This window comes from Sphingomonas sp. (assembly GCF_051962185.1).
GTDB lineage: Bacteria > Pseudomonadota > Alphaproteobacteria > Sphingomonadales > Sphingomonadaceae > Sphingomonas.
Genome location: NZ_JBQCCN010000261.1, coordinates 1 through 11,034, shown reverse-complemented (window position 1 = coordinate 11,034; position 11,034 = coordinate 1). Strand labels below are relative to the sequence as shown.

General features: G+C 66.7%; 9 protein-coding genes. 4 read left to right on the top strand and 5 right to left on the bottom strand.

What is annotated here, in order from left to right:
- Together ACTHJR_RS16670 and ACTHJR_RS16665 are read right to left on the bottom strand one after the other, a co-directional pair.
- Positions 1 to 527 (bottom strand): ABC transporter substrate-binding protein (locus ACTHJR_RS16670; RefSeq protein WP_440524385.1); only part of this gene is annotated, 527 nt, incomplete at its 3' end.
- Complete coding sequence (locus ACTHJR_RS16665; protein WP_440524384.1) at positions 520 to 1,671, bottom strand: C45 family autoproteolytic acyltransferase/hydolase; 1,152 nt, start codon at positions 1,669 to 1,671, stop codon at positions 520 to 522. The genes ACTHJR_RS16665 and ACTHJR_RS16670, both read right to left, overlap by 8 nt.
- Positions 1,672 to 1,855: 184 nt before the next feature.
- Between ACTHJR_RS16665 and ACTHJR_RS16660 the strand changes: the two genes are divergently transcribed.
- Positions 1,856 to 3,118 carry an MFS transporter gene (locus ACTHJR_RS16660; protein WP_440524383.1) on the top strand — a complete coding sequence of 421 codons (1,263 nt, stop codon included), beginning with the start codon at positions 1,856 to 1,858 and terminating at the stop codon, positions 3,116 to 3,118.
- A 210-nt stretch (positions 3,119 to 3,328) separates the two neighbouring features.
- Here ACTHJR_RS16660 and ACTHJR_RS16655 read toward each other — a convergent pair whose 3' ends face one another.
- The gene (locus tag ACTHJR_RS16655) at positions 3,329 to 3,721 is read right to left on the bottom strand and encodes an SMI1/KNR4 family protein (RefSeq protein ID WP_440524382.1); all 393 of its coding nucleotides are present in this window, start codon (positions 3,719 to 3,721) and stop codon (positions 3,329 to 3,331) included.
- A 100-nt stretch (positions 3,722 to 3,821) separates the two neighbouring features.
- A complete protein-coding gene (locus tag ACTHJR_RS16650; protein ID WP_440524381.1) occupies positions 3,822 to 4,742 on the bottom strand; it encodes a Gfo/Idh/MocA family oxidoreductase in 921 nt (306 codons plus the stop codon).
- A gap of 86 nt (positions 4,743 to 4,828) precedes the next feature.
- On the opposite strand from ACTHJR_RS16650, the gene ACTHJR_RS16645 reads away from it, so the two are divergent.
- A complete protein-coding gene (locus ACTHJR_RS16645) occupies positions 4,829 to 6,502 on the top strand; it encodes a tannase/feruloyl esterase family alpha/beta hydrolase (RefSeq protein WP_440524379.1) in 1,674 nt (557 codons plus the stop codon).
- A 137-nt stretch (positions 6,503 to 6,639) separates the two neighbouring features.
- Here ACTHJR_RS16645 and ACTHJR_RS16640 read toward each other — a convergent pair whose 3' ends face one another.
- Positions 6,640 to 7,815 carry a lactonase family protein gene (locus tag ACTHJR_RS16640; protein ID WP_440524378.1) on the bottom strand — a complete coding sequence of 392 codons (1,176 nt, stop codon included), beginning with the start codon at positions 7,813 to 7,815 and terminating at the stop codon, positions 6,640 to 6,642.
- Positions 7,816 to 7,882: 67 nt separating this feature from the next.
- Between ACTHJR_RS16640 and ACTHJR_RS16635 the strand changes: the two genes are divergently transcribed.
- Together ACTHJR_RS16635 and acnA are read left to right on the top strand one after the other, a co-directional pair.
- Entirely contained in the window at positions 7,883 to 9,190 is a 1,308-nt protein-coding gene (locus tag ACTHJR_RS16635) for an MFS transporter (RefSeq protein WP_440524376.1), read from the top strand.
- A partial coding sequence (acnA, locus tag ACTHJR_RS16630) for an aconitate hydratase AcnA (RefSeq protein ID WP_440524375.1) occupies positions 9,187 to 11,034 on the top strand: 1,848 nt, incomplete at its 3' end. The genes ACTHJR_RS16635 and acnA, both read left to right, overlap by 4 nt.

The window sequence follows — 11,034 nt, the reverse complement described above, 5'->3', positions numbered from 1 at the left end:
CCGGTACCGCCGCAATCGAGCCGGGCGAGCGTCGGCAGGAACAGCGGCGCCGCGCGATCGAGCGTCACGGTGACGGTATAGGGATCGGGCGTGGCGATCGCGGTCACCGCGGCGATGCCGTTGGCGCTGAGATCGGGCTTGCACCGCCAACGGCTGCCCGGCGCGAGATAGCGGTCGAGCGACCATTTGACGTCGGCCGAGGTCAGCGGCGCGCCGTTATGGAAGCGGATGCCGTGGCGCAATGCGAAGCGATAGGTGCGTCCGTCGGGCGACACCGTCCAGCCGCTCGCCAGCATCGGGCCGATCGATCCGTCCTCGCGCACCGCGACCAATCCTTCGACGACGTGGAGCAGCACGGCATCGGTATTGGCGTCGCGTTTCATGCCGGGGTCGGACGAAGCGATGTCGGCGTTGAGCCGCGCGCGCAGCACCGACCCGGTCGGCGCCGCCGCCCTGGGGTGCAGCATCGCGAGGCCGATCAGGATGCCGGCCGCGATCAGGATCAGGCCGGCAATCGCTCTACGCATCGGCGGTGGGTCGTTCCGCCAGCGCGGGCGCGTCGGACGCGAGCGTGTAGCGGACGTAATCGGCGCCGGCATGCGGCATCATCGCCACCCGCATCTCGCCGAGCGCCGGGCGCATCAGGAACGACGCCACGGTGGCGGTCTGGCCGGTCATGGTCGAGGCGCGCGGCGGCACGCAGATCGACAGCGGCGTGCCGGCGGTGTCGAGCAGCACGTCGCGCACCTGGTCGAGGCCGATCTTGTCGTGCGGCGCGAGCAGGCGTTCGGCGCGTTGCTGCCGCCAATAAGTGCATGGCGAATCGGGCACGCCGGTCTCGCGCAATTTGGCGAGCGCCACCGGGCTGAGCCAATGGTTGCTGTGGACGAGCAGGCCATCGCGCGGTTCTACCACGAAAGTCTCGTCGGGCGCGCATTCGAGGTCGTGGACGATGCCGGTCGGCGCGTGGCTGATCGCGAGATTGTTCGACGCCGATTTGGGCGTCGCATAGGCCGCGCCGAACGCCAGCGAGGGATTGTCCTGCTGCAACACCTTGCGCCGGATCAGCGCGAGCGGGACGCCGAGGGTACGATAGTCGCGCTCGCATTCGAGGTAATTGCCGGTGATCGCGATCCCCAGGCTGTTGAACCCGAAGCGCGCGAGCCCGCCCGCCTCGGTGAAGGTCAGCATGTCGGGACCGTCGTCGTTCCGGATGCGCAGGATGATGCACGAATCGGCGCAGGAGGATTTCCAGTCCCAATTGTGCGCGTGGATCAGATTGCCGTCGGGCGTCCGCTCGGGCTGGACGATGATCGTCGTACAGCCTTCCGCGGCACGCTCGGCGAGCAGGCCCGCGCGCAGGATCGGCTCCTTGGCGAGCTTGAGCAACTCGGTTCGCGCGTTCATCAGCACGATGTGCGACAGCGGCAGGTCAGCGCCCTGGGCGATGCCCTGCATTTCCTCGACATGGTCGGCGTCGAAATCGCGGATGATCGGCAGATAGGCCTCGACCAGATCGGCGAGTGTCGCCTGCGACAGCCCCAGGCTTTCCATCTGCCTGATATAATGCGAGGTTCCGCGATGGATCTCGGCCGACGCGCCCTCGCCGTAGCGGATGCCGCGATCGCGGGGGCTTCCCCAGATCTCGAGAAGGCGGCAGGCACTCGTCATCGATCGGATCCCCTCACATCGGCTCTTTGGCGTTGGGGGACCGGTAGCACTGTCTTGCCGAGTTTAAAAAGACAAAAATGCATTTTTGGTGTTTTTGCGTGCATTTTGGCGACAATCGCGATACCCGGCATAGCGGACGCGCGCGACACAAGGCGCCGCCGCATTTTGGGAGCGCGATGCCGATATGACCGACGGGACCCCACGCAGCGGGCGCGCGATGGACGTGCTGCGCGTCGCCAGCGGCAATTTCATCGAGATGTACGATTTCATGGTGTTCGGCTATTTCGCCGCCGCCATCGGGTCCGCCTATTTCCCCGGCAGCTCCGACATCGGCACCTTGCTCAAGGCACTCGCCACGTTCGGCGTCGGCTTCCTGATGCGGCCGTTGGGGGCGATCGTGCTCGGCGCCTATACCGACCATCATGGCCGCCGCGCCGGCCTCATCGTCACGCTGGCGCTGATGAGCGTCGGCATCGCCACCATCGCCTTCACGCCCGGCTATGCCGCGATCGGACTCGCGGCGCCGCTCTTCGTGCTGCTCGGGCGGCTGCTCCAGGGGTTCTCGGCCGGCGCGGAACTGGGCAACGTCTCGGTCTATCTCGCCGAGATCGCACCGCCGGGCCAAAAAGGCTTTTACGTGTCCTGGCAATCGGCGTCGCAGCAAGTCGCGGTGGTGGTCGCGGCGTGCATCGGCGTCCTGCTCGGCATGACCTTGAGCGCCGACCAGCTCGCCGCCTGGGGCTGGCGCATCCCGCTCGGGCTCGGCTGCCTGATCATTCCCTTGCTGTTCCTGATGCGCCGCCATCTGCGCGAAACCGACCTCTTCGCCGCGCGCACGACGCGGCCGACGATGCGCGAGATCATGCGCCATTTGTGGACCGCGCGCGGCCGCGTGCTGACCGGTATGGCGCTGGTGCTGATGACCACGGTCAGCTTCTACATGATCACCGCCTACACGCCGACCTTCGGCAAGCTGTTGCACCTTCCGACGCGGGCGAACCTGATGATCACCGCGCTGGTCGGCGTCTCGAACCTGATCTGGCTGCCGCTGATGGGCGCCTTGTCCGACCGCATCGGTCGCTTGCCGATCCTGATCGCCTGTACCTTGCTGGCGATCCTGACCGCGTATCCCGCGATGGCCTGGCTCGCCGCCGCACCGAGCGTGACCAAATTGCTGGTCGTCGAACTGTGGCTGTCGGCGATCTACGCCAGCTACAATTCGGCGATGGTCGTCCACCTGACCGAGATCGTGCCCGAGGAAGCCGGCGCCTCGGGCTTCAGCCTCGCCTATAGCCTGGCGACCGCGATTGGCGGCTTCACTCCGTTCGTGGTCACCGCGCTGATCTCGGCGACCGGCAATCTCGCCATGCCCGGCGTGTGGCTGACCGCGATCGCCGCGATCAGTTTGGGGGCGGCGCTGGTCAGCCGCCGTTATGCGAGCGTGTGATCTACGACCCACATGCACGCCTCTCCGGCGAAGGCCGGAGTCCAGTTGCGATCACTCGCAGCGACGAGCTGCCATCTTCAATGCATGAGTCCTGGACCCCGGCCCTCGCCGGGGAGGCATTACTTCATACTCTTCCATCGATTCATGAAAGCGACCAATCCGGAAGCGGAACAATAGCAGACATTATTTGATCCGGATTGTCGTCAGATCTTACTCCTCCAGAACGATCCGATCTACAAAACGTTCGAATGAATTGTCTACCCGTTGGATCACGGTTCTGCCGCCATAGTAGTTTATGTAGTGAACAACGCCGGAGGCATCCATCGCCCAGATATTGCCAAGCTCACATCTGGCGAACGGAAGAATTTGGTCCGCTGTAAAGTCCTCCGTTGAATTTATATTCAAGACGATTTGCCGCGGACCGAAAAAAGTGAGTATGGGTAGAGACTGATCGCCATCTATCAATCCGCCCACAAACGCAGAGCCATACTCTTTCACAAACTTAACATACTCGACCGGCAGCCTTCTTCCGAGCGACGCCTCAATCGACGTTATGTCATCGTCGCTGAACGTGGTTCCAGGCTCGATCTGCAGTTCGGTCAACGCCGTCTCCATTTTGATGGAGCATACCTTAGCGCGTTGCGCGCCTAGGGGAACGACCGCGTTCCACCATCCCGTACGTTAGCCCCTATGAGTTCTTGACCTAGCTGGAAGCCAGCACCCGCCACACCGCGCCGGCGATCGCCGCGTCCTGGGCCGGCAGGCCGGTCAGGTCGGCGACGACGATCGCGTCGGCGGCAAAGGCGTGCGGATCGGCCAGGAGGTCACCGAGCGGAATGATCGCCTCGGGCGCGAGCAGACCCGCGCGTGCCGCCCAGCCCGCCTCGCCATTCTCGAGGCATTTGGCGACCGAGTCGACCACGACCGTCGCGCGACCGAGGATGCGCGGATCGAGCTCGCGCTTGCCGCCGCCGTCCGAGCCGACCGCAACGATCCGCGTACCCGGTCGCACCCAGCCGTCCTCGACCAACGGCTCGGTCGATGGCGTCGTGGTCACCACGAGATCGGACGCGCGCACCAGGTCGGCCAGGTCGGCGACGGCCTCGCCGCCCACCTCGTCGGCCAATGCCCGCGCCTTGGCCAGGTCGCGGCCCCAAATCAGCACCCGATCGGCGCCGACATGGCGACGAATCATCCCGGCCTGCATCCGCGCCTGGATGCCGGCGCCGACGATCCCCAGCGTGCCCCCTGAATAGCCGATCGCCCGGGCGGCGATCGCGCCGGCCATCGCAGTGCGGACATCGGTCAGCCAGCCGCCGTCGGCGAATAGCGCCAACGCCTCGCCGGTGGTCGCGCTGATCACCGCCGAAAAGCCCTGGCTTGACGACAGGCCCTTGGCCGGATTGGCGTAGAAGCTCGCCGAGACCTTGAGCGCGAATATCTCCTCGCCGGCGAGGTGCGCGACCTTGACATGGGCGTCGCCCGGCGCCGGAAAGCTGAAATGCCCGGCATCGCCGCTCTGCGCCTTGCCTTGCGCGAAGGCGACGATCGCGCGCTCGACCGCGGCCATCGCATCCTGTTCGTCGAGCGCCGCCATGATGTCGTCGCGCGCGAACATCCGCATGTCTCTTTCTCCGTCGCATTGCCTGATATTGTTTTTTCGATCATACTAAGACATTCTGGAGAACACCAGCGATAAGGGAGAAGGACATGGTCGCGCGTCGGATGCTTCAACGATTGGCGGCGACCGGTCTGGTCTCGATGGCGGCATTGGCGATCGCGCCCGCCGCCTATGCCGCGCCCGACGCTTGTGCCGCGCTCAAGACGCTGGCCATCCCGCACGTCCGGATCCTGATCGCGACCCGCGTCAACGGCACATTCACCGAGGACATGGTGGTCGAGCGCGGCGCCCGGACCTACACCGGGCTCAAGCCATTCTGCCGCGTGCGCGGGGTCAGCCGGCCGGTCAAGGGATCGGAGATCGGCTTCGAAGTGTGGCTGCCCGCCCCCGGCAGCTGGTCGGGCCGCCTGCACATGATCGGCAACGGCGCCTACGTTTCCAACATGCAATATAAGGAGATGATCCCGCGGCTCGACGATGGCGACGTCGCGGTCGGGACCGACACTGGGCATAGCGGCACCGATCTGAAATTCGGCTGGCACCATCCCGAGAAGATCAGGGATTTCGGCTATCGTGCGGTCCACGAATCGGTCGTCGCGGCCAAGGCGATCACGCGCGCTTATTACCGCCGCCCGGCACGCTGGTCCTATTTCAGCGGTTGTTCGACCGGCGGCTATCAAGGGCTGGCTTCGGCGCAGCGTTACCCCAAGGATTTCGACGGCATCATCGCCGGCGCGCCGGGCAACAACCGCACCAGCCTGACGCTTGCGTTCCTGTGGAATTATCTCGCCAACCATCGCCCGGGCGACGACCAGCATCCGATCCTGTCGGTCGGCGACCTCCGGCTGATCAACCGCTCGGCGGTCGCGGCATGCGACAAGATCGACGGCGTCGAGGACGGCGTGATCGCCGATCCGCGGCAATGCGGGTTCAAGCCCGCCGATCTGCTGTGCCGGCCGGGCGCGCAAGCCGGCACCTGCCTGAGCGCGGAGCAAGTCGCGGCCGCCGACAAGATCTACGCTGGCCCGCATGACTCGCGCACCGGTGCCGCCATCTATCCCGGCTATCCGATCGGCACCGAAGGCGTGATGGCGGGTCCCGACGACAAGAGCCCCGGCTGGTCCGGCTATTGGTCGGAGCACGCCGACCCCGCCGAGCCGTCGCGCGCCGACATGTTCAAATATTGGGTGTTCGACAATCCCGAGTGGAATTGGTGGACGTTCAATTGGGGCAGCGATGTCGACACGATGCGCGCGCGGCTCAGCCCGATGTTCGACGCCAACGATCCCAACCTCTCGCCCTTCGCGCGCGCCGGGGGCAAGTTGATCATGTTCATGGGCTGGCAGGACCCGGTAGGCACGCCGTTGGAGGCGATCAATTACTACCGCGCGGTCGAGGCGCGGATGGGCAGCCTGGCCGCGACCCAGGCGTTCGCGCGACTGTTCATGGTGCCGGGTATGGACCATTGCGCCGGCGGACCGGGCGCGACCAATTTCTCGACCGCGACGCGCGATTCGACGCCGCCGATGCGCGATGCCGAGCATGACATGACGCTCGCGCTCTATGCTTGGGTCGAAAAGGCGCGCGCGCCGCAGAGCCTGATAGCGACGCGTTATGCCCCGGGGTCGGAGAGCACGCCGCCGGCCAAGCGCCCGATCGCCTTCCAGCGCCCGATCTGCGCCTGGCCGCGCGCGCCGCACTATCGCGATGGGGATACCAGGCTGGCGTCGAGCTTCGTCTGCGCGGTGCCGAAGAAGCCCTGACGGCGACTATTTACCCGTCATCCCCGCGAAAGCGGGGACCCATCTCCTGCCCGAGCAACACATCGCACGGGTGAAGTCGACGGAAAGCGATGGAGATGGGTCCCCGCTTTCGCGGGGATGACGAATGAGGGGTGGGCTTAGCTCGAGAACACGATCGACGTCGGGCTTCCCGTCTCCGCCACCACGACCGGGCCCTGCGGCATGCCGTCGACGCCGATCGCGAAACGCACGATATTGTGCCCTTCCTCATTGGCGACGACCATCCGATCGCCGCGCAAGGCGAAGAAGCGCGGGGTCTTGCCGCCCGCCGGCACCCAGCCCTTCCAGTGCAGCCGACCGTCGGCGCGGTCGATCGCGAAGGTGCTGACCGTGTCGGCACCGCGATTGGAGGCGTAGAGATAGCGCCCGTCGCGCGACACCGCGATCTCCGAGCCGCGACTGTTGCCGGTGAAATCCTCGGACAGGGCGGAGACCACCTGAAAGGGTCGCAGCGCCCCCGATCGCCGATCGAAGCGATAGGCGACGACCGTCGAGTCTAGCTCGTTGATGATATAGGCGTAGGGCACGGTCGGGTGGAACGCGACGTGGCGCGGCCCGGAGGTCTCGCGCGCCGGCGTCGCGTCGACCTGGTGCAGCTTGCCCGCCGCGTCGATGGTGAAGACCAACACGCGGTCGCAGCCCTTGTCGGGCACGATTATGAACCGCCCGCTGGGGTCGAATTCGACCTGGTGCGGCTTGGGGAACGGCTGTTCGACGCGGTGCGGGCCGATCTTGCCCTCGAACGGCACGATATCGACCGGCGCGCCGAGCCGCCCGTCCTCGCCGATCGGCAGGCTGGCGATGCCCGACTTCACGCCGTCGGCAACGATATGGTTGGCGACCACCATGAAGCGATTGCTCGGATCGGGCATCAGATGCACCGGGTTGCGCCCGCCCGTCGTCACGCGATTGAGGAAGGTGAGCTGGCCCGACGCCGGGTCGATACGGAACGCGCTCGCCTCGCTGCCGTCGCCATGGACGGTGTAGAGGAAGCGGCGGCTGCGATCGAACGCGAGATAGGATGGATTGACCAGGTCGCCGACCAGCTGGACGCGTTGCCAGCCGCCGTCCGCGCCGATCCGATAGACCGAGATGCCGTCGCCCCGCGCGTTGCGTTCGCGGCTGGTGCGGCACCCGACATAAGCGAAACCCGGCATCGATCCTCCCCGGGCCGCCCAGGCGGCCTCGCTTCCCAAGGTCATGGCGACCGCCAGCCCGGCCATCAACTCGCGCCGCGACGCCGCCCAACCGGGCGCTCCGGACTCTTCTCGCATCGCGCCGCCTCGTCCTGACACGCACTAGTCCTTGCACTTTGTATTACTGAATGTCAAAGAACATGTTATGGAGAGAGCCGAGCCCCCGTCCCTGAGCGACAGCGACGATCGCCGCATCATGCGCCGCGTGTTCCGGCGCATCGTGCCCTTGTGCTTCGTGCTCTACATCGTGTCGTACATCGACCGCGCGAACATCGGTTACGCGGCGCTGCAGATGAACACCGAGCTCGGGCTGTCGCAGGAGGCGTTCGGGTTCGCCGCCGGCATCTTCTTCATCGGCTATTTCCTGTTCGAAGTGCCGAGCAACATGCTGATGGCGCGATATGGCGCACGCATCTGGATCGCGCGCATCCTGATCGGCATGGGCGTGGTGTCGATGGCCACCGCCTTCGTCCAGTCGACCTGGCAGCTCTATTCGCTGCGCTTCCTGCTCGGCGTCGCCGAGGCGGGCTATTTCCCCGCGATCATCATCTATCTGACCGCCTGGTTCCGCAGGCGCGAACAGGCGACGGTGGTGGCGATGTTCACCGCGGCGATCCCGGTATCGTACATCATCGGCACGCCGATCAGCACCTGGATCATGGATCACGTCCATGGCTTTGGATTGAGCGGGTGGCGCTGGATGCTGCTGATCGAGGGGCTGCCCGCGGTGATCGGCGGGATCGTCACCTATCGCTTGCTGGTCGACCGCCCGGCCAACGCGCCCTGGCTGGCGTCCGAAGAGCGCGACTGGCTGGAAGCGGAGATCGCCCGCGAGCACGCGGCGACCGGGGTCCGTCACCTCAACACCTGGCGCGCGATCACCGAGCCGCGCGTCTTGTACCTGGCGGCGATCTATTTCGTCTATCAGGCGGGCAGCCTGGGGGTCGGCTATTGGCTGCCGCAGATCGTCAAACATTCGGGCAAGTCGCTCAGCAATGTCGAGACCGGACTGATCGCCACCCTGCCCTATATCGTCGCGACGATCGGCATGGTGCTGTGGTCGCGGCGGTCGGACCGCACCGGAGAGCGCCGCTACCATACCGCCTGGCCGCTGCTGCTGGCGGGAGTCGCGCTGGGCGGCGTCGCCTGGGTGGCGGGGCCGGTGCCGGCGACCGCGTTGCTCGCCGCCGCGCTGACCGGCTTCTACGCGTTCAAGGCGCCGTTCTGGACCTTGCCCGGCCAATTCCTGTCGCGCGCGACCGCGGCGGTGTCGATCGCCGCGATCAACTCGATCGGCAATCTCGGCGGGTTCGTCGGTCCCTTTGTCGTCGGCCTGGTCGCCAAGAGGAGCGGATCGCCGGTGATGGGATTGGCGTTCCTCGCCGCGCTGACCCTGGTCGCGTTCGTGATGGTGCTCGCCGCCCCTCTGGCCTCGCGCAAGGAAGTCGCATGACCGTCCCGACCCGCTCGCTCGTCAGCGGCGACACGCGCTACACCATCGTCGATCTCGCCGCCTTGGGCCTGAGCGGGCTGCCGGTCGTCCATCGCATCCTGATCGAGAATCTGTTGCGGCGGAGCGGCGGCGATCCGGCGACGCTCGCGCTGATCGGGCAATGGGTCACCGAGGGCACGAGCGATGCCGAGATCGCCTTCTGGCCCGGCCGGGTGATGATGCACGACACGACCTGCGGCCCGGCGCTGGTCGACATCGCCGCGGCGCGCCAGGCGCTGGCCGATGCCGGCGGCGATCCGACCGCGCTCAACCCGGTGCTGCCGATCAACGTCTCGACCGACCATAGCCTGGCCGTCGATTTCTACGGCCGGGGCGACGCCGCGGCGCGCAACATGGCGCGCGAGCTGGAGCGCAATGCCGAGCGCTACAGCTTCATGAAATGGGCGTCGGGCGTGCTCGACAATTTCACCGTGCATCCGCCGGGCACCGGGATCATGCACACGATCAATCTCGAGCAATTGGCGACGGTCGTCACCAGCGAAGAGCGCGCCGGCGTGCGCTGGGCGATGCCCGACACGCTGATCGGCACCGACAGCCATACGCCGATGGTCAACGGCATCGGCGTGCTCGGCTGGGGAGTCGGCGGGCTCGAGGCCGAGAGCGTGATGTTCGGCATGCCGGTAATGATGCGCGTGCCGGAGGTAGTCGGCGTGCGGCTGACCGGTTGGTTGCAGGAAGGCGTGACCGCGACCGATCTCGCATTGGTCGTCACGCACCGTCTGCGCCAGATCGAACTGGCCGGGCGATTCGTCGAGTTCTTCGGACCCGGCGTCGCCACCTTGTCGGCCGGCGATCGCTCGGTGGTCGCCAACATGGCGCCCGAATATGGATCGTCGACCGGCTATTTCCCGATCGACGACGCCACGCTGGCCTATTTGCGCCAGACCGGGCGCGACGAGCCGCGGATCGCCCTAGTCGAACAATATGCGCGTACCACCGGTCTGTGGTTCGATCCCGAAGCGGCGCCGACCTATGCCGAGACGATCGAGATCGACCTGACCACGATCGGCATCTCGCTCGCCGGGCCGCGCCGGCCGCAGGATCTGGTCGCGCCCTCCGAGGTGCCGGCGCTGCTCGGCGGCCGCAATGCCGCCGCCGCGATGCCCGAGCGCCCGGTGGCGATCGCCGCGATCACCAGTTGCACCAATACCTCGGACCCCCGCCAGCTCCTCGCCGCCGGGCTCGTCGCGCGCAAGGCGCGCGCGCTCGGCCTCGCCCCGCCCGATTGGGTCAAGGCCAGCCTGGCGCCGGGATCGCCGAGTGCAAAACAGTTGCTCGAGCGCGCCGGGCTGCTCGACGATCTCGAGGCGGTCGGCTTCGCGATCACCGGTTATGGCTGCACGGTATGCATCGGCAATTCGGGCCCGCTCGCGACAAGGATGGACGAGGCGATGGCGGCGGGGCGCGCGAACCCGGTCGGTATCCTGTCGGGCAACCGCAATTTCCCGGGGCGCGTCCATCCGCGAATCGAGGACGCCTTCCTCGCGTCGCCCGCGCTGACGGTGGCGTATGCGCTGGCGGGCGATGCGGCGATTGACATCGCGCGCGATGCGATCGGGCACGATGCCGACGGCAAGCCCGTCACGCTCGACCGGCTGTGGCCGAGCGGCGCCGAGATCGATGCCGTCGCGGCGACCGCGATTCGGCCGGAAGATTATGCCGAAGCGTTCGAGGCGGCCGAGGCCAGCGCCGCCTGGGCCGCGCTGCCCGCGTCCGATGGCGCGCTCTACCCCTGGCATCCCGGATCGACCTATCTGCGCCCGCCGCCCTTCGCGCGGATCGAG

Bases quoted from the DNA above. Each gene is read 5' to 3' on its own strand.
- ACTHJR_RS16640 (WP_440524378.1), bottom strand. From the start codon at position 7,815: ATGCGAGAAGAGTCCGGAGCGCCCGGTTGGGCGGCGTCGCGGCGCGAG.
- ACTHJR_RS16650 (WP_440524381.1), bottom strand. From the start codon at position 4,742: ATGCGGATGTTCGCGCGCGACGACATCATGGCGGCGCTCGACGAACAG.
- ACTHJR_RS16665 (WP_440524384.1), bottom strand. From the start codon at position 1,671: ATGACGAGTGCCTGCCGCCTTCTCGAGATCTGGGGAAGCCCCCGCGAT.
- ACTHJR_RS16635 (WP_440524376.1), top strand. From the start codon at position 7,883: ATGGAGAGAGCCGAGCCCCCGTCCCTGAGCGACAGCGACGATCGCCGC.
- ACTHJR_RS16660 (WP_440524383.1), top strand. From the start codon at position 1,856: ATGACCGACGGGACCCCACGCAGCGGGCGCGCGATGGACGTGCTGCGC.
- ACTHJR_RS16645 (WP_440524379.1), top strand. From the start codon at position 4,829: ATGGTCGCGCGTCGGATGCTTCAACGATTGGCGGCGACCGGTCTGGTC.